This is a genomic window from Salinicola sp. LHM, assembly GCF_034479735.1.
GTDB lineage: Bacteria > Pseudomonadota > Gammaproteobacteria > Pseudomonadales > Halomonadaceae > Salinicola > Salinicola salarius.
In genome coordinates, this window is record NZ_CP140261.1 from 1,863,037 (window position 1) to 1,884,893 (window position 21,857).

Genomic DNA, 21,857 nt, shown 5'->3' on the forward strand with positions numbered 1-21,857 from the left:
AATCGCAAGCTATCCACGCGGTCGACTCGGAAAACAACGAAAAAAGCGCCGCGTCCCAAACGCCTGCGAAGGCGTCTGGCGAGACGGCGCCGTGATCGGCCCGTTATGCGTTTGCTACCGTCGTGGCCGATCCGTGCGAAAGCCAATCATCCTAACCAGCCCCCGCGGGCGGCGCAACGGCATGAGAGCAGCTTCACAAGGCAACGGGGGTGTTTTCAGCCGGTGTCATCAGTAGAATGGAGGCACGGTCATTCACACTCGCGTACACGCGAAGAGTCGACATCGGTCTTCTCTTCCCGCTATAGGACGTCTCATGAGCGATACCATCGAAGCGATCAAGCAGCAGATCAGTGACAACGCCATTCTGCTCTACATGAAAGGATCGCCCCAGTTGCCGCAGTGCGGTTTCTCGGCGCAAGCGGTTCAGGCGCTGATGGCCTGCGGCGAGAAGTTTGCATTCGTCAATATTCTGGATAACCCGGACATTCGCGCCGAGCTGCCGAAGTACGCCAGCTGGCCGACCTTCCCCCAGCTATGGATCGAAGGCGAGCTGGTCGGCGGCTGCGATATCATCGTCGAGATGTATCAGAATGGTGAGCTGGAGCCCATGGTCAAGGCGGCTGCAGCCAAGGCGGCCGAGACTTCCAGCGACAGCTGAGCCGGATTGCAGCATCGTCAATGAAACGCCTCGTCATAGACGGGGCGTTTTTCGTTCCGGCGTTCAGAGGTCGTCGAGTCCCTGCTCCTTCATGGCGAGGTTCCAGCCACCGAGATCCTTGAAGCGGTTGATAATGGCGCAGAAGAGCTCGGCCGTGCGTTCGGTGTCGTAGCTCGCCGAGTGCGCCGAGGAGTTGTCGAAGTCGATCCCGGCGGCCTGGCAAGCCCGCGCCAGCACGGTCTGCCCATACGCCAGTGCTGAGAGCGTGGCGGTGTCGAAACTGGAAAACGGGTGGAAGGGGTTGCGCTTGATGTTGCAGCGATTGATGGCGGCGTTGAGGAAGCCCTGGTCGAAGGAGGCATTGTGACCGACCAGGATCGCGCGCGTGCAGTCATGGGACTTGATGGTCTTGCGAATCGGCTTGAAGATGCCATCCAGGGCTTCGCGCTCGCTCACCGCGATCTGCTTGCGGAAGGCGCTGGATGGGTCGATGCCGGTAAAGTCCAGGGCCGACTGTTCGATGTTGGCGCCTTCGAAGGGCTCGACGTGGAAGGCGATCGTATCGAGCGGCAGCAGATTACCCTGTTCGTCCATCGTCAGCGGCACGGCGGCGATTTCCAGTAGGGCGTCCGTGGCCGAATTGAATCCGCCGGTCTCGATATCTACCACCACCGGGAGATACCCGCGAAAACGCTGCGCCATCAGCTCCCTCGTGCTGGCGTCCGACATGCAATGACTCCCGTTCCCTTGATGCAAGGATGATGAACTCGTGATGAATGTCGCCGGCTCGACAGGAGCGGATACGCGCGGCGCACCGCATCGTGATCGTGTATCGCTCTGGGCTGGCAACCGCGTAGAGTCTAGCAGTTTCGGCCATTGGCGTCCCGCCGCTCGGTGTTACCCGCCGGCCCGGGGCGTTATAATCCACTTTATGTTTGGTCATAGACTGTGCCCGGTCGAAGACCGCCGTATGCCAACGAAACCTTGTCCATCAAGGCAATTTTGCTAAGGAGCTGTCGCATGTCCGATGTCAAGAAGGTCGTCCTCGCCTATTCCGGCGGCCTTGACACTTCCGTGATCGTGAAGTGGCTGCAGGAAACCTATGCTTGCGAAGTGGTTACCTTCACCGCCGATATCGGCCAGGGCGAAGAGGTCGAACCGGCGCGAGCCAAGGCGCAGGCACTCGGGGTCAAGGAGATCTACATCGAGGACCTGCGAGAAGAGTTCGTGCGTGACTACGTCTACCCGATGTTTCGCGCCAACACGATCTACGAGGGCGAGTATCTGCTGGGTACGTCCATTGCCCGGCCGTTGATCGCCAAGCGCCTGATCGAGATCGCCAACGAAACCGGCGCCGACGCCATTTCCCACGGTGCCACCGGCAAGGGCAACGATCAGGTTCGCTTCGAACTGGGCGCCTACGCGCTGAAGCCGGGCGTCAAGGTCATCGCCCCTTGGCGGGAGTGGGATCTCAACTCCCGCGAGAAGCTGATGGCCTACTGCGAGGAGAACGACATTCCGGTCGACTTCTCCAAGAGCAAGAAGAAGTCGCCGTACTCGATGGATGCCAACCTGCTGCACATCTCCTACGAGGGCGGCATTCTCGAGGATCCGTGGGCCGAAGCCGAAGAGGACATGTGGCGCTGGAGCGTGTCTCCGGAGGCCGCGCCGGACGAGCCGACCTACATCGAGCTCACCTACGAGAAGGGCGATATCGTCGCGATCGATGGCGAATCCCTCAAGCCTCACGAAGTCTTGGCCAAGCTCAACAAGCTGGGCGGCGACAACGGCATCGGCCGCCTCGACATCGTCGAGAACCGCTACGTGGGCATGAAGTCCCGCGGCTGCTACGAGACGCCGGGAGGCACCATCATGCTGCGCGCTCATCGGGCAATCGAGTCGATCACGCTGGATCGCGAAGCGGCACACCTGAAAGACGAGCTGATGCCGAAGTACGCCAAGACCATCTACAACGGCTACTGGTGGAGCCCGGAGCGTCGCATGCTGCAGGCCGCGATCGACGAGACGCAGACGTTCGTCAACGGTGTCGTGCGCATGAAGCTCTACAAGGGCAGCGCCGTAGTCGTGGGTCGTCAATCCGAGCAGTCGCTGTTCGACGAGTCGATCGCCACGTTCGAAGATGACGCCGGCGCCTACGACCAGAAAGATGCCGAAGGCTTCATCAAGCTCAACGCACTGCGCCTGCGCATTGCGGCGGGCAAGGGTCGCTCCGCCAACTGAGCATCAGCGGCCGCTGTTCTTTATGAGTTATCTCTATAGCTGTTCTTTATGAGTTATCTCTATAAGAGTCATACTCTACAAGAGCCATCCTCTGTAAGAGCGCGGCCGCAGGAGGAACGCATGCTGAAGAAGTTGTTTTCCGGATTGCTGGGCGGCGGTGATGCCAAGCCCGCTGCGCCGAAGAAAGAGCGGGAACCGGTCGAGTACAAGGGGTTCCTGATCGTCCCCGATCCTCAGGATGCCGGGGGGCAGCATCGGGTCAGCGGCTGGATTCGTAAGCCTGTCGATGGCGGGGAAACACGGGAGCGTCGCTTCGAGCGTTCCGATGTGGTGCCCGGCGAGGACGCCTGTGTCGAACTGACGATCGCCAAGAGTCAGCGCTACATCGACGATGTCGGCGACGAAATGTTCGACCAGCAGCATTGAGAGCGATCGAAACGTTCTCGACGGCGGCGCCATCACGGCGCCGCTTTTGCGCATGGCGATGTCAACGATAACTTCCTATGGTTAGTGGACCCCGGATCAAAAGGCGGGGGAGGATTGGAAGCGCTCGAATCGTCGGCAAGGAAGTCCGTTCATGATCACCGTGCATCATCTCGAAAACTCCCGCTCGCAGCGAATTCTCTGGTTGCTCGAAGAGCTGGGAATCGAGTATGAAATTCGAACGTATCGCCGGGATCCCGAGACTCTGTTGGCGCCCGCTGCGCTGAAGGAGGTCCATCCGTTGGGCAAGTCGCCGGTGATCACCGACGATGCCCATACGGTGGCGGAGTCCGGCGCGATCATCGAATATCTCGTCGCTCGCTACGATGGCGAAGCCCTGGTCCCGGATGCGGGGACACCAGAGCATCTGCGCTATATCCATTGGCTTCACTATGCCGAAGGCTCGGCAATGCCGCTGCTGGTGATGAGGCTGGTGTTCTCGAGACTCGGGAAGCCGCCGGTGCCCGCCATCCTTCGTCCGGTCGGCAAGTTGCTAGCCGATGGGGTTCATCGAAAATTTCTCGATCCGCAGCTTCGTCTGCATCTCGATTACTGGGAAAGTGAACTGCGACAGACTGCCTGGTTCGCGGGGAACGACTTCAGCGCGGCGGACATTCAGATGAGCTTTCCGCTACTGGCCGCGGAAAGCCGTGCCGATTTGTCGCATTATCCCAACATTCGGAAAGTGCTACAGAATATGCGCGATCGCCCGGCCTATCGGCGCGCGATCGAGAAGGGAGGGGAGTTCCGGTTGTGAGGTGTCTCGGTAGCGGTTTATCGAGGCGGGTCACGCGTGGCTTGGTATCGCTCGCGCGAGAATTGGCAAGATGGCTCGCCAATCTCGCGACGCAATGGGTTGAGGAGTTTCTATGCATGTCTGTCGCTGGAAAATGGCTGTGGTGGCGGGTTTGGGTAGTGTCGGTCTGGCATCGTCTCTGGCCTGGGCGCAGACTCAGCCGGGGGATTCTCGGTTCGATGAGCAGCCGGAGACTCGCCTGGCCTGCGAGCGTCTGAAGGCGCAGATCGATCAGACGATCCGGGATAATGGTGCACGGCATTTTCTGCTCGAGATCGTCGATAACGCCCAGGTGGAAAACGATATCGTCAAGGAAGGCGAACGCTTTGCCGGTGCCGAAGTCGTGGGAAGCTGTGACGGTGGCACACGTAAAGTCGTCTACAGCCGCGACGGCGCGACGGAAATGCATGCCGAGACACCGCAAGAGAAGACATCGGCATCCGGCCATGCCAATGCATCAAACAGCGCTGACGGGAGCGACGGCAGTCATTTGCCGGCAACCGCGCCCGCCGCGCCGGAATCCAGCGGTGAAGAGGCGGTGCCGACGCGGGAACGGGTGGATGAAGAGACCGCGCAAGAGCCCGAATCCAGCCCCTGATCGCCTGCTGACTTCCTGCTTCCTGAGTGCCCGATCGTTATCGTCTGATCGAATCCCTGTCAGGCGATATCGATCTTGTCAGGGTATTCACAGAGATCCTCGATCACGCAGCTTCCGCAACGCGGCTTGCGTGCCAGGCAGGTGTAGCGCCCGTGCAGAATCAGCCAGTGATGGGCGTCCTTCAGATAGTCGCGAGGCACGAAGCGCATCAGCTTCTGTTCGACTTCCAGCACGTTCTTGCCCTTGGCGATCCGCGTCCGGTTGGCGACGCGAAAGATATGCGTATCGACCGCCATGGTCAGCTCGCCGAACGCCGTGTTTAGAATGACGTTGGCGGTCTTGCGGCCGACGCCGGGGAGGGCTTCCAGCCCTACCCGCGTGCGTGGAATATCCCCGTCGTACTGCTCGACCAGGATATGGCAGGTCTTCATCAGGTTCTCGGCCTTGGTGTTGTAGAGGCCGATGGTCTTGATGTGATCTTTCAGCCCGTCGATACCGAGATCGATGATCGCCTGCGGCGTATTCGCCACCGGAAACAACTTCGCCGTCGCCTTGTTGACGCCCACATCCGTCGCCTGCGCCGACAGTAATACCGCTGCCAGCAGCTCGAAAGGCGTCGACCAGTTCAGTTCGGTGGTCGGATTCGGATTGTTGGCCTTGAGGCGGGCAAAAATCTGTTCTCGCTTGGTGGCGTTCATGACGTCGTTCCGTGATCGTCGCCAGCGCTGTCGGCAGGCGAAGTGGCCGGGGATTGGTTGGCAAGGGAAAGAAGCCGCTCCGCCTCATGAATCTTGTCCTGCGCCTGCGCGACGCCGGCCTGATCATTTTGACGCTGGAAATGGGCGAGTTCCTGGCGCGCCTTGCGCATCGCCTGTTCTGCCGCTGCCACTGCAATATGCCGATGAGCGGGAACGGTGCTCTCGCGAGACGATGACGTCGGCTCGAGCTGGCGATCGATGGCAGCGAGCTGGTCGTCGAATCCGGCCAGACGCTCGAGGAGGGCCGGGCGCTGGGCTTCGTCGGCCTTGTCCGACTGCCGCTGCAGGCGCTTCCGGCGAGCCGTGAGCGTCGCTCTCTGTGCTTTCAGTGCCGTGACGTCGATCGCCGCGGGCTGCGATTGCGCTTCGGTCGGGGCTTCGGCCGGTGCGCGCGCCGCGGCGGCACGGCGCTCCCGCTTGCGGCGCTTCTCTTCGGCCTTGACTGCCAGCCGGCGCTTGCGCGTCTCGAAGCGTTGGCGGCCGTTCTCGGCGCGCCAGTCGAGATAACGCTGCTGCTCGATCTCGCTTTCGGCCCCGGCCCACTGCGGGTGCTCGACGAGATCGATACAGTCGACCGGACAGGGCGCAACGCAGAGCTCGCAGCCGGTGCACTCGGATTCGATCACCGTGTGCATCTGTTTGGCGGCGCCGAGTATGGCGTCGACGGGACAGACCTGGATGCACTTGGTGCAGCCGATGCATTCGGCTTCGCGGATGACGGCGAGTAGCGGGGTCTGCGCGGGCTCGATCAGTTCGAGGGGTGGTTGGCCGGTCAGCTTCGCCAGCCGATCGCGGGTGGTCTCGCCGCCGGGCGGGCAGCGATTGATCGCCTCGCCCTCGACGATTGCTTCTGCGTAGGGGCGGCAGCCATCATGGCCACACTTGCCGCACTGGGTCTGCGGCAATTCGGCATCGATGCGTTCGGCGGTAATCGTGGTGGCCATGTTGTTTCCGAAACGTCGGGACAAGCGGTGGCTCCCGGTTCAAAGAGGCCGGCATTATAAACGCTCCTCCGCATGGCTTCGAGAAGCCTTTCCGAGATCGCATTCGATCCGGTTGCGGCCTCGCTGTTTGGCGCGGTAGAGCGCGGCATCGCATCGTGCCATCAGTGTCGTCGGAGAGAGCTCGTCGATGGCGCAGATCGCCGCGCCCACGCTGACCGTGACAATGCCCAGACGGGCCTTGTGGTTCGGCAGTTTCATCTGCGCGACCGCTCTGCACAGGGCGCCAGCAAGCTGCTCGACGCGGCTGGCCGAGGTGCCCGGCAGAATGACGGCGAACTCTTCGCCGCCGACGCGGGCAAGAAGCGACCGATCGATCGCCAACTGCTGCACGGTTTGCTGGAGACACTTGGCCAGGCGGGTCAGGCAAAGGTCGCCTGCCGGATGACCGTAGAAATCGTTGTAGTTCTTGAAGTAGTCGATATCGAGCAGGATGCCGGCGACCGGCACGGGCGGCTGCGACGCGTCCATCAGGTCATTCAGTCGTTCATCGAACAATCGTCGATTGGCCAGCCCTGTCAAATGGTCCGTCTGTGACAGGTTGAGCAGTTGGGTCGTCCGATGCCGCTGATGCTGGATCAGGTGCAGGAATTCACGCGACAGCGCGCCGATTTCATCCTGGCGATGCAGAAGCCGTTCCGGCAGTTCGGCCTGTATGGAATCCTGCTTGGCCCGTTGGGTAAAGGTCGCGAGCTGGCGGAGCGGGTGCAGTACCACCACCTCGAGCAGCAACAGCACCAGGACGATCACCGTCAGTAACAGGCCGGCCGTCCACCACTGCGCGTAACGCACGGTAGCCATGCGCTCCAGAAAGGCATCTCGCGGCAAATAGGTGCTCAGCAGGGTGGGCGCGTCTCGAGGGTTGAGCGATAGCGTTTTCGCGACGTGGATGCGCCCATCCCCGGTTGGGGTGATTTGCAGTTCGGTTGGCACCTCGGAGGGCGATAGGGGCTGGACATCGACTTCCCGACCCGTTTGCGCCGCCATTTGCGCCTGCCATTTGTCATCGAGAAACTGGATCTGGACGAGCCAGCCCTGCATCGGGCCACTCTCGTCCGTGCGGAAAATAGGATGAATGGCCGCGTAATACAGCCGTTTCCCCTGGCGCTCCAGATGCGTGCTGGCGGGCTGATTTGTCGGTCCGAGCAGTGGCCTCAGCTTGTCGGCATAGGGTTTTGCCCAGGCGCAGTCGCCGCTTTGGCCGGGACAGGAGCCGTATCGATCGCTGGCCGGGTCGATGCCGGCGACCCAGTGAAGATTGGCTTGCCGGTCGAAGAACAGCATGAATTGATAATCGAGATCCTCGAACATGTTGCGGCTGAAGTTGGAGGCCGCGTAACCGTTGTCGTTTCCCTGGATGAAGGCATAAGTGTCGTCCCACGTTGCCCAATCCTTGGCACTCAACAGCAAGGTCTGTATTTCCCGTCCGATTGTATGTTCGAGCCTGTCGAGCTCGTTGATCGACTGCTCGCGTTCTTCCCGAATCATGCTGGGATACACGATGAGACTGCCGATGACGACGAGTGCCAGCACCGCGGCGATCAGCAGAGCCATGAGGCTGATCAGAAAGCGACCGCGCAGCGAGAAGAAGGCTGATCTCATAATGTAGATGACCTGTTCAGCACGCCGGTTATGGAACTGGCGCCAAGGATGGGAAAGCTAATCTTTCTTAATATCGGCTTCTCCTTGTATTGTCTTGAACAGATAAATAAAAGTTCCTGTGAGTTTTGACTTGCTCCTCGCCTGAATAAATACCCCGGCAGTATTTCGGGGCGATTTATCTGTCCAAACAAAAAACGCGCGGCCTGGCCGCGCGTTGGTAAGAGTCCCGATTTTCGGGGTCAGGTCACACGCTGGCCCGGCTTGGCGCCGCTGTCGGGAGAGAGCAGATAAATACCGTCTTCGTCGCCGGCAGCCAGCACCATGCCTTCCGATACGCCGAAACGCATCTTGCGCGGTGCGAGATTGGCAACCATGACGGTGAGACGGCCCTCGAGTGCCTCGGGGGCGTAGGCCTTGCGGATACCGGAAAAGACAGTGCGCGTCTCGCCGCCGAGATCGAGCGTCAGCTTGAGCAGCTTGTTGGAACCCTCGACGTACTCGGCCTGGTCGATCCGGGCGATCCGCAGATCGACCTTGATGAAATCGTCGAAGTTGATCTCGTCACTGATGGGATCATCGACCAGTGGCGTGTTCCGGTCGTCATCGGCGGCGTTGGAGGACGCCTTGCCGGTCAGTTTCTTCTCTTCCTCGAGCACTTCCTTCGAGGCCTCGATCATCGACTCGATCCGGTCGCTCTCGACACGGGTCATCAGCGGCTTGAACTTGCCGATGACATGGCCTTCCAGCACGTGCTGGCGGCTCTCCCAGTCGAGGCTGTCGACCTGCAGGAAGACACGCGCCTGCTCGGCCATGGCCGGCACCACCGGCTGCAGATAGATCATCAGAGTGCGGAACAGGTTGATGCCCACCGAGCAGATGTCGATCACTTCCTGCTCGCGACCGCCTTCCTTCGCCAGCACCCACGGCGCCTTGTCGGCGATGTAGGTGTTGGCCTCGTCGGCGAGTTCCATCACCTTGCGCATGGCGCGGCCGAACTCGCGAGCCTCGAAGTCGGCCGCGATCTCGTCACCGGCGTAGATGAATTTCGCAATCAGCTCCGGCTCGGCGCAGGTAGCGGAGAGCTGTCCATCGGCGAGCTTCTTGATGAAGCCGGCGCAGCGGCTGGCGATGTTGACCACCTTGCCGACCAGGTCCGAATTCACGCGGGCGGCGAAGTCCTCGAGGTTGAGATCGAGATCGTCGACGCGCGAGGTCAGCTTGGCGGCGAAGTAGTAGCGCAGATACTCCGGATTGAGATACTCGGCGTAGGTCTGCGCCTTGATGAAGGTGCCGCGGGACTTGGACATCTTGGCGCCGTTGACAGTGACGAAGCCGTGGCAGTTGACGCCGGTCGGCGTGCGCATGTTGGCGCCTTCGAGCATCGCCGGCCAGAACAGCGCGTGGAAGTAGACGATGTCCTTGCCGATGAAGTGGTAGACCTCGGCGGTGGAGTCGGCTTTCCAGTAGCTGTCGAAATCGAGGCCTTCGCGGTCGCAGAGGTTCTGGAAGCTCGCCAGATAGCCGATCGGCGCGTCCAGCCAGACATAGAAGTACTTGCCCGGCGCGTCGGGAATCTCGAAGCCGAAGTAGGGCGCATCGCGGGAGATGTCCCACTCGTTGAGACCGGCCTCGAACCACTCCTGCAGCTTGTTGGCGATCTGCGGCTGCACGCGGCCCGAGCGTGTCCACTGTTTCAGGAAGTCTTCGAAATCGGGCAGTTTGAAGAAGTAGTGGGTCGAGGTCCGCACTTCCGGCGTGGCGCCGCTGATCGCCGAGACCGGGTTGATCAGTTCCGCCGGCGTGTAGGTCGCGCCACACGCTTCGCAATTGTCGCCGTACTGATCCTCGCTGCCGCACTTGGGGCAGGTACCCTTGATGAAGCGGTCGGCCAGGAACAGCCCTTTGACCGGATCGTACATCTGCTCGATGTCGCGGGTGCTGATGTGGCCGGCATTGCGCAGCGCGGTGTAGATGCGCTCGCTGTGGATTCGGTTCTCTTCCGAATGGGTCGAGTGGTAATTGTCGAACGCGACGCCGAAACGGGCGAAATCCGCCTGATGCTCTTCGCTGACCTTGCTGATCAACTGCTCGGACGTAATACCTTCCTGCTCGGCGCGCAGCATGATCGCGGTGCCGTGAGCGTCGTCCGCGCAGACGTAATGACATTCGTGGCCGCGACTTTTCTGGAAGCGCACCCAGATATCGGTCTGGATATACTCCAGCAGATGGCCCAGGTGGATCGAGCCGTTGGCATAAGGCAGAGCGCTGGTGACGAGGATCTGGCGCGAGAGCGAGGCGTTGTTCGACATGGCGACTGGAACATTCCCGTAACGGAACCCGAGGCGGCCTGGTATCGATGGCCCCACGGGATGGATAGGCTGAAAACGTTCGACACTGGGTCGACGATGAAACTTGGTCGACGATTGTAGCATCGCTGGGCTGGATTCGCGCTGATGCGTCGGCGTAAGCCAGGATAAGCGCATCATCGGTACGGGTATTTTATCTAGGGGAGGTCCTGAAATGCGCATGTTGGCTCGAAGAAGCCATAGAGTATTGATAGGGGCGCTGCTTCTTGTGAGTGTCGCAAACCCCGTCAATGCAATGCGTTGCGAAAATGGGCTCACCGCCAATGGCGATTCACCTGAGCAGGTGCTAAGAAAATGCGGCCCACCCGACTCTCGAGTGGTCGAACTACCGCAGCGGCGCGGTGGTCATCTCATCGAGGGCGCCGTCACGGTCGAGCGTTGGATTTACAAGAGTGTCCATGGGGCTCGCTATCGTCTGCGTTTCGTGGCAGGAAAGCTGGTCGACGAAGATACCGAGATATTTCCCTGATAGGTACGGAAGTCAAATTGTCGGCGTTCGTAGAATACCGGCTAGAACCGTAATCGGGTGTTACAGTTAGCGGCCGAATCACTACAGCCTGTCGCTTTAGGAGCCCGAGATGGCCGATGTCGATCTTTCGCAGTCACTGTGGATGCTGCTGTTCTTCGTGGCTCTGGGCTGGGTCGCATCGCGGCATCTCAAGGTCGATCCACGGCCGATCGCGACATTGCTCGTCTACATCATTTCCCCGCTGACCTTCTTCAACGGTCTCACCCAAGGGCATCCGACCCCCGACAAACTCGTGTTGACGGGGAGCGTGGTGCTGCTGGCGGCGCTGCTCTGCCTGGCCGTCAATGCCCTGGCTGCACGCTTCTTCGGGGACCAGGAGCGGGCGCTGCTTGCATTCTCGGCAGGCACGGGCAACACCGGCTATTTCGGCTTTCCGATCGCCCTGGTGCTGCTGCCGCCGGAAGGCGTCACCCTCTATCTCTTCTGCATGCTGGGAGTCTCGCTCTACGAGTTCACGGTCGGCTTCTATGTCAGTGCCCGTGGCCGTTTCTCGGTCAAGGAAAGTCTCGTCAGGCTGGCGAAGCTGCCGCTGATCTACGCCTTTCTGGCCGGCATGCTGGTCAGCGCTCTCGGCTTGCATATTCCGGATGTGGCCGTGGACGGGCTCGATTACTTCAAGTACTGCTTCACGGTGCTGGGGATGATGATCATCGGCATGACGCTGGGGCGCGTCACGTGGAGGGCCTTCGATGGCCGTTTCGTGGCCGCCTGCGTACTGGTGCGCTTTCTCGTCTGGCCGTTGGCCACGCTGCTGATGGTGGTGGGGCTGCGCGCGAGCGTGGGGATTTCCGACTCGCTGGCGCTCGCGTTTCTGCTCATCGGTGCGGTACCCATGGCCGCCAACGTGGTGGTCATCGCCATGGAGCTGGACATTCGGCCGGAGAAAGGTGCCATTGCGGTGCTGATCACTACGCTGGCCGCCCCGGTGCTGATACCCCTCTATCTTGGTGTGGTGCTGCCCTGGGTGCTCTCTTTCTGAACGCGGGCTATCGGTGACGACGACTGTGCAAGGGAATGTCGTGGAACAGCAGGGCTTCATTCTGACGCGGCACTGGCGGGATACGCCGGCCGGTACCGAAATATCGCTGTGGCTGGCTACCGATGCCGGGCCACGGCTGGTGCGTCTGCCGCCGCAGACATCGGTCGCTTTCATTCCCGTCGAACAGCGCGCGGCGGCCGAACGGGCGTTGCGCCAGGAGCGTGACGTCGAACTGCGCGAGCTGGAGCTGAAAGACTTCGATCAGCGCCCGGTTCTCGGGCTCTATTGCCAGTCTCACAGGCAACTGATGAACCTGGAGCGACGGCTGGGCGAGGCGGGTATCGATGTGTTCGAGGCCGATGTCCGGCCACCGGAGCGCTATCTGATGGAGCGTTTCATTACCGCGCCGGTCACTGCCAGCGGTCGCGAGGGAGACGATGGCACGATCCTGGACGCTCAGCTGAAGCCGGCGCCCGACTACCGCCCGACGCTGAAGCTCTGCTCGCTGGATATCGAGACCAGCGAACGGGGCGATCTCTATTCGATCGGTCTGCACGGCTGCGGTCAGCGGATCGTCTACATGCTGGGGCCGCCGGCGGGAGAGGGCGGCAAGGCGGATCGCGAGCGAGACTTCGAACTCGTCTACTGTGACTCCCGCGCCGAGCTGCTGCAGGCGCTCAACGCCTGGTTCGCTCGTTTCGACCCGGATGCGATCATCGGCTGGAGCGTGATCCAGTTCGATCTGCGTCAGTTGCAGCGTCACGCCGAGCGCTTGAACGTACCGCTGACGCTGGGCCGAGGCGGTGCGGCGATAGAGTGGCGTGCCCAGGGCCGCGGTTCCGGCACATCGTCCAACCACCATTTCGTCACCATTCCCGGGCGACTGGCCATCGATGGCATCGAGGCGCTGCGCTCCGCGACCTGGAGCTTCTCGTCGTTCAGTCTGGAAAACGTGGCGCAGACGCTGCTCGGCGAGGGCAAGGCGATCGACAACCCCTACCAGCGCATGGCGGACATCAACCGCATGTTTGCCGAAGACAAGCCGGCGCTGGCGCGCTACAACCTGAAGGATTGCGAGCTGGTCACGCGGATCTTCGAACATGCCCGGATCATGGATTTCCTGCTCGAGCGGGCGAGCGTGACGGGCCTGGCCGCGGATCGCAGCGGCGGCTCGGTGGCGGCCTTCTCCCATCTCTATCTGCCGCGCATGCATCGGCTCGGGTTCGTCGCCCCGACGCTGGGCAGTCGCGACGGCGGGGACAGCCCCGGCGGCTATGTGATGGATTCCCGCCCGGGGCTCTATGATTCGGTGCTGGTACTCGATTTCAAGAGCCTGTATCCGTCGATCATCCGTTCGTTCCTGATCGATCCGGTGGGTCTGATAGAAGGGTTGCGTCAGCCGGATGACGCGCACGCCGTGCCGGGTTTCCTGGGAGCGAGGTTCTCTCGCACGGCTCATGCATTGCCGGCGGTCGTCGGGCAGGTCTGGGAGGGCCGCGAAGCCGCCAAGCGGGAAGGCAACGCGCCACTGGCCCAAGCGCTGAAGATCATCATGAACGCCTTCTACGGCGTGCTCGGCTCGCGAGGTTGTCGCTTTTTCGATCCTCGCCTGGCCTCGTCGATCACCATGCGCGGGCACGAGATCATGCGTCGTACCCGAGAATTGATCGAAGCTGAAAGTTATACCGTTATCTATGGTGATACCGATTCGACGTTCGTGTGGTTGGGCGGGGCGCACGAGGCCGAGGCAGCGAATGAGATCGGGCAGCGGCTGGTGACACTCGTCAATGACTGGTGGCGTCGGCATCTGCGCGAGACGTTCGATCTGGAAAGCGCGCTGGAACTGCAGTTCGAAACGCACTTCGCCCGCTTCCTGATGCCGACCATTCGCGGCGCGGAGGAGGGCAGCAAGAAGCGCTATGCGGGGCTGGTGCGAGGCGAGGACGGCAGCGAACGGCTGGTATTCAAGGGGTTGGAGTCCGTACGGGCCGACTGGTCGCCATTGGCGCAGCAGTTCCAGCGCGAGCTCTACCGGCGCATCTTCACGGGGGAGCCGTACCGTGACTATGTGCGCGGGATCGTCCACCAGACGATGGCCGGCGAACACGACGACGCGCTGATTTACCGCAAGCGTCTGCGGCGCAAGCTCGACGATTACCAGCGCAACGTGCCGCCGCATGTGCGTGCCGCGCGTATGGCCGACGAGCTCAATCGCCAACTGGGCCGGCCGCAGCAGTACCAGAACGGCGGCTGGATCCGCTACGTGATCACCGTCTCCGGGCCGGAGCCACTCGAAGCCCGTCGCTCGGCGATAGACTATCACCACTATGTCAGCCGTCAGCTGGCGCCGGTCGCCGACGGCATACTGCCGTTCGTGGGGGATGACTTCGCCAGACTCACCGATCAGCAGTTGGGGCTGTTCTGAACGACCCAACGATCTCTTTTGGCATCTCGCCTCAGTCGGGGAGGTCGGGGAAATAGACGCCGACGTTGTCGTAGCCCCGATCGGTCAGGTGAGCGGCCTGCATCCGGCTCATGGTGCCCTGGGCACAGTAGAGCAGATAGTGGCAGTCGTCCGGCAGTGTCGCGACGCGTCCGCCCAGCTCGAAGTAGGGGATGGCCAGCGGTTGGCCCTCGGGCAGAATCAGCGGGTCGAGGTCGCGCTCGTCAGGGTGGCGGATGTCGATCACCCTGACCCTGTCACGGCTCGGGTCATGTCTCAGGTCACGGCTGGCCGTGGCCGACGGCGAAGCGGTCGCCACCGCGTCCTCTCTGCCTGGCACGTCTTCGTTCAGCAATTGGTCACTGCGCACGACGCTCGATCTAGCAATGGCATCGTCCAGTACGCTTTGATCGAACCCGGCCTCGGCGTCGAGTATTCGCTCCGGCTTGGGCTGCGTGTTGGGCTTGCGTGAGATCGTCCCGCACACTTCCGGGAGGCCCTCGGCCAGTTCGGCGGTGCCGATGTGGCGCGCCTGTTCGATGATCGTCTGCTTGTCGCTGGCGATCAGCGGTCGCAGGATCGGTCGCTCGCTGGCAGCGTCGATCAGGCCGAGATTGGTCAGGCTCTGGCTGGAGACCTGGGCCAGCGCGTCCCCGGTAATCAGGGCCGGTAGACGGTGGCGTTGGGCGATCCGGTTGGCAGCGCGGACCATCATCCGCTTGAGGACCACGCCGGCCAGAGCGGCCGGCGCAGTGCGCTGGATGGCGTTCATCACTTCGACGAACGGCATGCTGATGAAGTCGACGCGGTGAGAGGCACCGTAACCCCGCCACAAGCGATCCACGACCTGACGTACCACACGCTCCTGATCCGGTCCGCCGAGATCGAAGTACAGAAAGTGAGTCTTCAATCCTCTTCGCATCATCTGCCAGGCCGCGACTGGCGAGTCGTAGCCGCCCGAGGTCAAGGCCAGCGCCTGGCCCTGAGTGCCCATCGGGTATCCGCCCAGGCCGGATAATCGTCGCGTGACCAGCGTCAGACGCGCGTCGTGAAGCTCGAGGCGCACGTCGTGTTCCGGCTGCTTGAGATCGACCCGCGCTGTGGGCACCGCCTCGAGCAGCGCGGCGCCAAGGAAGCGTTCGAGGGTCTCCGAGCGGAAATCATGTTGCCCCCGGCGCTTGACGCTGACGCGAAAGCGGCGATTCGCCAGCGTCTCTCGCCACAGCGGGACCAGTCTGGCGGCAGTATCCTCGAAGGAAGACCAGTCGTGGGTTTCGACGACCTGGATCTCGTGGATGCCGGCCACGCCTCGAAGGCGGGCTTCGAAGGTCTCCCGCGCGGTGTCGTCGAGAGGTTGGCGCGGGCGGATTTCCAACGCATCCCACTCGTCTCGTACCCGCACGCCCGGGGCGATGGAAGCGAGCGTATTGCGAATGTTGGTACGCAGATATCTCACCATTTCCCGGCGCACCGGGCGGGATTTGACGGTGATTTCCGGGAACAGCTTGACGCGATAACGCATGATAGAGAGTCGGTCGGCTCGAGGGCGGCGTAGGGTAACAACACTGGCGAGCGCCCGCCAATTGACAGGCCGGATTCGGGGGTGCTATTAAGCCGCTGCCGGCAATCGTGCCGGTGTTCGCGCCGAGGCCCGACCACGTCCGTGAGCGGCGTCAGGCGCTCTTCGAGGAATCACTCAAGATGGCATTGCGCCGTATGTTGATGGCGTCCGGATTGGTCGTGGCGATGGCCGGCTGCGCTTCCAATACCTTTGCGCCCAATTACCAGTCGAACAATACCGATATCCTGAGAATCGGCGGCGAGCGGCCGGATGCTGCCGCGCCGGCGATCGAGGATCTCGGCTCGTTCTGCGTCCAGACCACGCAGCAGTGGAACGATCAGGGCAAAACCCCCGACGGCCAGCGTCTGTGGGTGAAAAGCACGCTGCGCCAGGCCGTGGCGTGTCGCTAGATTTTTCGTCGATGCTCTGTCGCTGACCGGCGAAGCATCGTGATCCACCCGGCGGGCCCGAACCGAGACAAGGTTCGGGCCCGTTTTTTGTCCTATGCTGAGGAGCGCATTCGATCGTCGGGTCGATCCAGTTGCCGCTGTCTCGGGGTTGTCTCACGGCGATCCGGCTCCATGTCTTGAACAGGAATTCCGCAGCGCTTTGGAAGGCTGTCAGCCAACAGCGCCTGAACGGGAGGGAAAAGGATGACCTACGAGCTCTACTATTGGCCCGGGATTCCCGGTCGCGGCGAATTCGTGCGGCTGGCGCTGGAAGACGCCGGCGCGGATTATGTCGACGTGGGCAAGCAGTCCGCCGCTGATGGCGGTGGCGCGGGTGCCGTCAGCGAGTTCATTCACGGCGGGGAGCTGGGGCGCCCGCATTTCGCGCCGCCGGTATTGAAAGCGGGCGAAATCGTGGTGTCCCATGTCGCCAATATCCTGCAGTTCCTCGGCCCTCGGCTGGGGTTGGTGCCGGAGGGCGAGGCCAGCCGCCACTGGGCCAATGGCTTGCAGCTGACGCTGACGGACTTCGTCGCCGAGATTCATGATACCCATCACCCGATCGGCGCGTCGCTCTACTACGAGGATCAGCAGGAGGAAGCCAAGCGACGCAGTGTCGTTTTCGTCCAGGAGCGATTGCCCAAGTTTCTCTACTACTTCGAGCGAGTACTGTCGGCCAACGCCGGCAACGAGCCCTATCTGGTCGGTACGGCACACAGCTACGTGGACCTGTCGCTATTTCAGGTCGTCACCGGGCTGCGCTACGCCTTTCCCCGCTCGATGGAGCGGCTGGAGCCGGAAGTGCCGGAGGTGACGGCGCTGGCCGACCGCGTGAGTCAACGGCCGAAACTGGCGGCTTATCTGACCTCGGATCGGCGGCTCGATTTCAACGAGAGCGGCATATTCCGCCACTATCCGGAACTGGACACCTGACAGCGCCGGTTAGCGTGCTAAAGTAGGCATCTGACCGGACACGCCAACCAAGGAGGCAAGCATGCCATTACTCGATAGTTTCATGGTCGACCACACCAAGATGAATGCACCGGCGGTGCGTGTCGCCAAGCAGATGAAGACACCGGGCGGCGACAACATCACCGTCTACGATCTGCGCTTCTGCGTTCCCAACGAAGAGATCCTGTCCGAGCGCGGTATTCACACGCTCGAGCACCTGTTCGCCGGCTTCATGCGTCAGCACCTCAACGGCGACGGCGTCGAGATCATCGATATCTCGCCGATGGGTTGCCGCACAGGCTTCTACATGAGCCTGATCGGCCATGTCGACGAGCAGACCGTGGGGACCGCCTGGAAAGCGGCGATGGAAGACGTACTGGCGCTGACGGATCAGAAGTCGATTCCCGAACTCAACATCTACCAGTGCGGAACGGCGGAAATGCACTCGCTCGACGAAGCGCAGCAGATCGCCCGCAACGTCACCACCCGCGGGATCGGCGTCAACTCCAACAGCGAGCTCAAGCTGACCGAAGAGTTCCTCGCCGCCCACGGTGCATGACGACCGGCATCATCGTGATGCCACGCAGCGCGTTCTTTAATGCGCCAGACCCGCAACTTCGGTTGCGGGTTTTTTCGTTCGGCGAGGCGCGTCGATCGAATCCGGTGGGCTTTCGAACCTTTCGGGCTCTCGGTGTCAAAATGTCGGTCAACACGCGCCCGAAGCCGCGCGAAACGCCTTGTTTCATCACCGTTTATCGCCGTTCAACGCAGGGGAGTGAGCCATGCTCGATACTGTTCAACAATTCTTTCAGCGCGTTCTGGCCGTGCCGGAATCCGACGGTCGTGATGCCGTGACACCACAACTGGCGGTCGCGGCGCTGTTCAGCGAGGTGCTGCGTGCCGATTATGAGGTCGATCCTCAGGAATTGGCCACGTTGCGCCGGATCTTGATGGCCCGGTTCTCGATGGACGAGGCCGCCGCCGATGAGTTGATCCAGCAGGCGCAGACGCAGGTCGAACAGGCCGTGGATCATTTCCAGTACGTTTCCCTGCTCAACGAACGCTACAGCTACGATCAGCGTGTCGAGCTGATCGCGGCGATGTGGCGTCTGGCCTACGCTGACCATGAACTCGCCGCCCTCGAGGAGCATCGTATCCGGCGGCTGGCGGACCTGCTCTACGTGACCCATAGCGACTTCATTCGCACCAAGCTGACGGTGCAGAACGAGTTCGAGCGCGATTGACCGGCCTGGCCGTCGTCCCCTGTATCGATTCGAACCGTGATGAGCGTTTTCCGCTGGTAATGTTGTCCCGTCTCGTCTCGTTTGGTCGGGTTCGGCCGCTATTTCCCACCACAACGCTAGGGTATAGGGCGCCGGGCTCGTTATACTGGCGGAAGTCATGCTTTGAACGTTGCAAGGAGTAGTTCGTGATCGAGGGCATCAAACATATCGTGGCGGTCGCCTCCGGCAAGGGCGGCGTCGGCAAGTCCACCGTCACTGCCAATCTGGCGTTGGCGATGGCGGCGGAAGGGTATCGTGTCGGCCTGCTCGACGCCGATATCTATGGCCCGAGCCAGGCGCGGATGCTGGGGTTGCCGGAGAGCACCCGCCCCGAGGTAGTCGACGAAAAGAACATGAAGCCGGTGATGGCGCACGGCATCCAGGCGATGTCGATGGCATTCATGGTCGATATCAACCAGCCAATGGTATGGCGAGGCCCGATGGTCTCCGGCGCCTTCCAGCAGCTGCTCAACCAGACGCTGTGGAATGATCTCGATTTCCTGTTCATCGACATGCCGCCGGGCACCGGCGACATCCAGTTGACGCTGGCGCAGAAGGTGCCGGTCGACGGTGCGGTGATCGTCACCACGCCGCAGGACATCGCGCTGCTGGATGCGCGCAAGGGCATCGAGATGTTTCGCAAGGTGAACGTGCCGGTGCTGGGCGTGGTGGAAAACATGAGCCTGCACATCTGCTCCAACTGTGGCCATAGCGAACCGATCTTCGGTGCCGGCGGCGGCGAGCGTATCGCCGAGCAGTACGAGACGCGGTTGCTGGGTCAGCTGCCGTTGCAACTGTCGATCCGCGAGCAGGCCGATGGCGGCAAGCCGAGCGTGGTTGCCGATCCGGAGGGCGAGGTGGCTGCCACGTTCCGCCAGATGGCGCGTGATGTCGCCAGTGGCGTCGCTGGGCAGGATACCGGTGGCCCGACGATCTCGTTCAGCGACTGATCTCGATCGGCAAGGGTTTTCAATTGGCAAGGGCTTGCGATTAGCAAGGGTTTTCGATTAGCAAGGGCTTTCGTACACAACCGCGCAGGGCTAGGGCGAGCGGCCTTCCTGCGCGGGTTGCTTCTGGTGCGTCGTCTCCTTTTCCTTTTTTCTTTTCCTTAATGAAATCGGGCCGCTATCATGTCGCCCCGATCAGATCGCTCCCGTTTTTCCTCGGCCCAACGAATAGATGACGTCGCGACGACGTCAGTCTCAGTCTCAAGGACGCCTGCATGAGCATTAAATCCGACAAGTGGATTCGCCGTATGGCGGAGCAGGAAGGCATGATCGAGCCCTTCGAGGCCGATCAGGTCCGTCACGTGAACAACCAGCGCGTCATTTCCTACGGGACGTCCAGCTACGGCTACGATGTGCGTTGCGCCGACGAGTTCAAGGTGTTCACCAATATTCACTCGGCGGTGGTCGATCCCAAGGCGTTCGACGAAAAGAGCTTCGTCGACGTCAAGGGCGATGCCTGCGTGATCCCGCCCAACTCGTTTGCCCTGGCGCGCACGGTGGAGTATTTCCGGATCCCCCGCAGCGTGCTGACGATCTGCCTGGGCAAGTCGACCTACGCGCGGTGCGGCATCATCGTCAACGTGACGCCGCTGGAGCCGGAGTGGGAAGGTCACGTGACGCTGGAATTTTCCAACACCACCAACCTGCCGGCGCGTATCTACGCCAACGAAGGCGTGGCGCAGATGCTGTTCCTGGAATCCGACGAGGTCTGCGACGTTTCCTACAAGGACCGGGGCGGCAAGTATATGGGGCAACGTGGGGTCACGCTGCCGCGCACCTGAGAACCCGTCTACGATCTGCTGCGCGTCGGCCAAACATTGTTGCGCCGGAGCGCAGCGGAGATAACAGCCGGAGGCTGGCCCATAGGGCGAGCAAAGCGAGTCAAACACTTTCGGAATGCTCATTTAGCCCCATGTGAACTCCGCGCCCTAAAGCGTTTTTCGCCCCGAATTATCAAAAATCGTGGCTCTAGCTCGCGAGATCGTAAACAGATTCTGATAGCGACGCGGTTGATACAAGACGGGGCGCCTGATGGCGCCCCGTCTTGCGTTACGCTTCGACGCTCAGGCCGAGCGGTCGTCGTTGCGGTTCTTGATCGTGTCGCTGAAGCCATCCAGAAACGGCTTTTCTGCCGGGTCCAGGCGATCCATGCCGGAAACCACGCGATGCCAGTACGGGTAGAGCGGTGCCGGGCGAGTCAGTTTCTCCAGGCGGCGATGCTCTTCCGGGGATAGCGTCAGATCGGCGGCGGCGAGGTTGTCGCGCAGGTGTTCTTCGGTGCGGGCGCCGACGATCAGTGACGTGACCCCGGGGCGATCCTTCAGCCATGCCAGGCAGACACGGGGTATGGAGCAGCCATGGGCTTCGCCGATGGCGGCCAGCGCCTCGATGATGTCGTAGGCCCGTTCCATGTCGTGGATATAGGGCTCCGGCCATCCGTTGCCCTGACGGGTATCCGGCGGCGTCTTCTGGCCCCGGCGGACCTTGCCGGTCAGGAAGCCTTCGCCCAGCGGCCCCCAGATCAGCGAGCCGACGTTCTGATCGAGCGCCAGCGGCATCAGCTCGTACTCCGCCTCGCGGGACTCCGGCGTGTAGTAGATCTGCTGGCTGATCGGCTTGACCATGCCGTGCGTCTCGGCCTTGCCGAGCGTCTTCATCATCTGCCAGCCGGTGTAGTTGGACGTCCCCCAGTAGCGCACCTTGCCGCTGGCGACCAGATGATGCATCGCCTCGAGCGTCTCCTCGATGGGGGTGACGCCATCCCAGTTGTGCAACTGGTAGAGGTCGATGTGATCGGTGCCAAGCCGCTTGAGACTGGCCTCGACGGCGCGAATCAGGTGGTAGCGCGAGGCGCCGGTAGCGTTGGGGTCGTCGCCCAGCGGGCTTCGGCCCTTGGTGGCGAGGATGATGTCGTCGCGCTTGCTGCCCAGCGCCTTGCCGGTAATTTCCTCGGCCAGCCCGAGCGAGTAGAGATCGGCGGTATCGACCAGGTTGACGCCGGCATCGAAGGCGATATCGAGCAGCTTCTTGGCACCCTTGACATCGACGCTCGCGGCCTTCTCGAAACCGTTGGCGCCACCGAAGGGCACCGTGCCCAGCGTCAGCGTCGATACCATCAATCCTGAATTGCCTAGCGGACGATAATCCATAT

21 protein-coding genes are annotated in these 21,857 nt (G+C 61.8%); 14 read left to right on the forward strand and 7 right to left on the reverse strand.

The features are described from left to right. Positions 1–313: 313 nt before the first annotated feature. Positions 314–658 (forward strand): Grx4 family monothiol glutaredoxin, encoded by a 345-nt coding sequence (grxD, locus tag R5R73_RS08605; RefSeq protein ID WP_087718729.1) that lies wholly within the window; start codon positions 314–316, stop codon positions 656–658. A gap of 63 nt (positions 659–721) precedes the next feature. On the opposite strand, the gene rnt is transcribed toward grxD, so the two are convergent. Beyond that, complete coding sequence (gene rnt, locus R5R73_RS08610; RefSeq protein WP_322529435.1) at positions 722–1,387, reverse strand: ribonuclease T; 666 nt, start codon at positions 1,385–1,387, stop codon at positions 722–724. Positions 1,388–1,678: 291 nt separating this feature from the next. Here rnt and R5R73_RS08615 point away from each other — a divergent pair, with 291 nt between their 5' ends. From R5R73_RS08615 to R5R73_RS08630, 4 genes are all read left to right on the forward strand, one after another. Further along, complete coding sequence (locus tag R5R73_RS08615) at positions 1,679–2,899, forward strand: argininosuccinate synthase (RefSeq protein ID WP_087718731.1); 1,221 nt, start codon at positions 1,679–1,681, stop codon at positions 2,897–2,899. Between the two features lie 120 nt (positions 2,900–3,019). Next, positions 3,020–3,325 carry an HlyU family transcriptional regulator gene (locus R5R73_RS08620; RefSeq protein WP_110633236.1) on the forward strand — a complete coding sequence of 102 codons (306 nt, stop codon included), beginning with the start codon at positions 3,020–3,022 and terminating at the stop codon, positions 3,323–3,325. 151 nt (positions 3,326–3,476) lie between these two features. After that, positions 3,477–4,139, forward strand: coding sequence for a glutathione S-transferase (locus R5R73_RS08625; protein ID WP_322529436.1), 663 nt, complete (start codon positions 3,477–3,479; stop codon positions 4,137–4,139). Between the two features lie 112 nt (positions 4,140–4,251). Then, positions 4,252–4,776 (forward strand): DUF1161 domain-containing protein, encoded by a 525-nt coding sequence (locus tag R5R73_RS08630; RefSeq protein WP_322529437.1) that lies wholly within the window; start codon positions 4,252–4,254, stop codon positions 4,774–4,776. Positions 4,777–4,835: 59 nt separating this feature from the next. On the opposite strand, the gene nth is transcribed toward R5R73_RS08630, so the two are convergent. From nth to metG, 4 genes are all read right to left on the reverse strand, one after another. Further along, positions 4,836–5,474, reverse strand: a complete 639-nt coding sequence (gene nth / locus R5R73_RS08635) for an endonuclease III (protein ID WP_322529438.1) — start codon at positions 5,472–5,474, stop codon at positions 4,836–4,838. Beyond that, positions 5,471–6,478 carry an RnfABCDGE type electron transport complex subunit B gene (locus tag R5R73_RS08640; protein ID WP_322529439.1) on the reverse strand — a complete coding sequence of 336 codons (1,008 nt, stop codon included), beginning with the start codon at positions 6,476–6,478 and terminating at the stop codon, positions 5,471–5,473. Before R5R73_RS08640 ends, nth begins: the two co-directional genes overlap by 4 nt. 54 nt (positions 6,479–6,532) lie before the next feature. Then, positions 6,533–8,137 carry a diguanylate cyclase domain-containing protein gene (locus tag R5R73_RS08645; RefSeq protein ID WP_110633217.1) on the reverse strand — a complete coding sequence of 535 codons (1,605 nt, stop codon included), beginning with the start codon at positions 8,135–8,137 and terminating at the stop codon, positions 6,533–6,535. A gap of 239 nt (positions 8,138–8,376) precedes the next feature. Further along, entirely contained in the window at positions 8,377–10,446 is a 2,070-nt protein-coding gene (metG, locus tag R5R73_RS08650) for a methionine--tRNA ligase (RefSeq protein WP_322529440.1), read from the reverse strand. A gap of 211 nt (positions 10,447–10,657) precedes the next feature. Between metG and R5R73_RS08655 the strand changes: the two genes are divergently transcribed. The 3 genes from R5R73_RS08655 (at position 10,658) to R5R73_RS08665 (ending at position 14,436) form a co-directional block, all read left to right on the forward strand. After that, positions 10,658–10,972 (forward strand): DUF2845 domain-containing protein, encoded by a 315-nt coding sequence (locus R5R73_RS08655; protein WP_110633210.1) that lies wholly within the window; start codon positions 10,658–10,660, stop codon positions 10,970–10,972. A 109-nt stretch (positions 10,973–11,081) separates the two neighbouring features. Next, complete coding sequence (locus R5R73_RS08660) at positions 11,082–12,011, forward strand: AEC family transporter (protein WP_322529441.1); 930 nt, start codon at positions 11,082–11,084, stop codon at positions 12,009–12,011. 40 nt (positions 12,012–12,051) lie between these two features. Next, positions 12,052–14,436, forward strand: a complete 2,385-nt coding sequence (locus tag R5R73_RS08665; protein WP_322529442.1) for a DNA polymerase II — start codon at positions 12,052–12,054, stop codon at positions 14,434–14,436. A gap of 31 nt (positions 14,437–14,467) precedes the next feature. Here R5R73_RS08665 and thiI read toward each other — a convergent pair whose 3' ends face one another. After that, a complete protein-coding gene (gene thiI / locus R5R73_RS08670) occupies positions 14,468–15,976 on the reverse strand; it encodes a tRNA uracil 4-sulfurtransferase ThiI (RefSeq protein WP_322529443.1) in 1,509 nt (502 codons plus the stop codon). A gap of 179 nt (positions 15,977–16,155) precedes the next feature. Between thiI and R5R73_RS08675 the strand changes: the two genes are divergently transcribed. The 6 genes from R5R73_RS08675 (at position 16,156) to dcd (ending at position 20,487) form a co-directional block, all read left to right on the forward strand. Next, the gene (locus R5R73_RS08675; protein WP_071230435.1) at positions 16,156–16,425 is read left to right on the forward strand and encodes a hypothetical protein; all 270 of its coding nucleotides are present in this window, start codon (positions 16,156–16,158) and stop codon (positions 16,423–16,425) included. Positions 16,426–16,668: 243 nt separating this feature from the next. Continuing rightward, positions 16,669–17,397, forward strand: a complete 729-nt coding sequence (locus R5R73_RS08680; RefSeq protein ID WP_322529444.1) for a glutathione S-transferase — start codon at positions 16,669–16,671, stop codon at positions 17,395–17,397. A 61-nt stretch (positions 17,398–17,458) separates the two neighbouring features. Next, positions 17,459–17,974 carry an S-ribosylhomocysteine lyase gene (gene luxS, locus R5R73_RS08685; protein ID WP_110633196.1) on the forward strand — a complete coding sequence of 172 codons (516 nt, stop codon included), beginning with the start codon at positions 17,459–17,461 and terminating at the stop codon, positions 17,972–17,974. A gap of 223 nt (positions 17,975–18,197) precedes the next feature. Further along, positions 18,198–18,659 (forward strand): TerB family tellurite resistance protein, encoded by a 462-nt coding sequence (locus R5R73_RS08690; protein WP_110633194.1) that lies wholly within the window; start codon positions 18,198–18,200, stop codon positions 18,657–18,659. A 188-nt stretch (positions 18,660–18,847) separates the two neighbouring features. Continuing rightward, positions 18,848–19,648, forward strand: coding sequence for an iron-sulfur cluster carrier protein ApbC (gene apbC / locus R5R73_RS08695; protein WP_167400657.1), 801 nt, complete (start codon positions 18,848–18,850; stop codon positions 19,646–19,648). Positions 19,649–19,920: 272 nt separating this feature from the next. Then, positions 19,921–20,487: a dCTP deaminase gene (gene dcd, locus R5R73_RS08700; protein ID WP_087718745.1), complete on the forward strand. Its 567-nt coding sequence runs from the start codon at positions 19,921–19,923 to the stop codon at positions 20,485–20,487. A 282-nt stretch (positions 20,488–20,769) separates the two neighbouring features. Here dcd and R5R73_RS08705 read toward each other — a convergent pair whose 3' ends face one another. After that, complete coding sequence (locus tag R5R73_RS08705) at positions 20,770–21,855, reverse strand: aldo/keto reductase (RefSeq protein ID WP_110633188.1); 1,086 nt, start codon at positions 21,853–21,855, stop codon at positions 20,770–20,772. Positions 21,856–21,857: the final 2 nt, after the last annotated feature.

Bases quoted from the DNA above. Each gene is read 5' to 3' on its own strand.
- R5R73_RS08630 (WP_322529437.1), top strand. From the start codon at position 4,252: ATGCATGTCTGTCGCTGGAAAATGGCTGTGGTGGCGGGTTTGGGTAGT.
- R5R73_RS08655 (WP_110633210.1), top strand. From the start codon at position 10,658: ATGCGCATGTTGGCTCGAAGAAGCCATAGAGTATTGATAGGGGCGCTG.
- luxS (WP_110633196.1), top strand. From the start codon at position 17,459: ATGCCATTACTCGATAGTTTCATGGTCGACCACACCAAGATGAATGCA.
- R5R73_RS08625 (WP_322529436.1), top strand. From the start codon at position 3,477: ATGATCACCGTGCATCATCTCGAAAACTCCCGCTCGCAGCGAATTCTC.
- R5R73_RS08680 (WP_322529444.1), top strand. From the start codon at position 16,669: ATGACCTACGAGCTCTACTATTGGCCCGGGATTCCCGGTCGCGGCGAA.
- R5R73_RS08690 (WP_110633194.1), top strand. From the start codon at position 18,198: ATGCTCGATACTGTTCAACAATTCTTTCAGCGCGTTCTGGCCGTGCCG.
- R5R73_RS08660 (WP_322529441.1), top strand. From the start codon at position 11,082: ATGGCCGATGTCGATCTTTCGCAGTCACTGTGGATGCTGCTGTTCTTC.
- R5R73_RS08615 (WP_087718731.1), top strand. From the start codon at position 1,679: ATGTCCGATGTCAAGAAGGTCGTCCTCGCCTATTCCGGCGGCCTTGAC.
- nth (WP_322529438.1), bottom strand. From the start codon at position 5,474: ATGAACGCCACCAAGCGAGAACAGATTTTTGCCCGCCTCAAGGCCAAC.
- grxD (WP_087718729.1), top strand. From the start codon at position 314: ATGAGCGATACCATCGAAGCGATCAAGCAGCAGATCAGTGACAACGCC.
- R5R73_RS08675 (WP_071230435.1), top strand. From the start codon at position 16,156: ATGGCATTGCGCCGTATGTTGATGGCGTCCGGATTGGTCGTGGCGATG.
- dcd (WP_087718745.1), top strand. From the start codon at position 19,921: ATGAGCATTAAATCCGACAAGTGGATTCGCCGTATGGCGGAGCAGGAA.
- R5R73_RS08640 (WP_322529439.1), bottom strand. From the start codon at position 6,478: ATGGCCACCACGATTACCGCCGAACGCATCGATGCCGAATTGCCGCAG.
- metG (WP_322529440.1), bottom strand. From the start codon at position 10,446: ATGTCGAACAACGCCTCGCTCTCGCGCCAGATCCTCGTCACCAGCGCT.
- R5R73_RS08620 (WP_110633236.1), top strand. From the start codon at position 3,020: ATGCTGAAGAAGTTGTTTTCCGGATTGCTGGGCGGCGGTGATGCCAAG.
- rnt (WP_322529435.1), bottom strand. From the start codon at position 1,387: ATGTCGGACGCCAGCACGAGGGAGCTGATGGCGCAGCGTTTTCGCGGG.
- R5R73_RS08705 (WP_110633188.1), bottom strand. From the start codon at position 21,855: ATGGATTATCGTCCGCTAGGCAATTCAGGATTGATGGTATCGACGCTG.
- R5R73_RS08645 (WP_110633217.1), bottom strand. From the start codon at position 8,137: ATGAGATCAGCCTTCTTCTCGCTGCGCGGTCGCTTTCTGATCAGCCTC.
- thiI (WP_322529443.1), bottom strand. From the start codon at position 15,976: ATGCGTTATCGCGTCAAGCTGTTCCCGGAAATCACCGTCAAATCCCGC.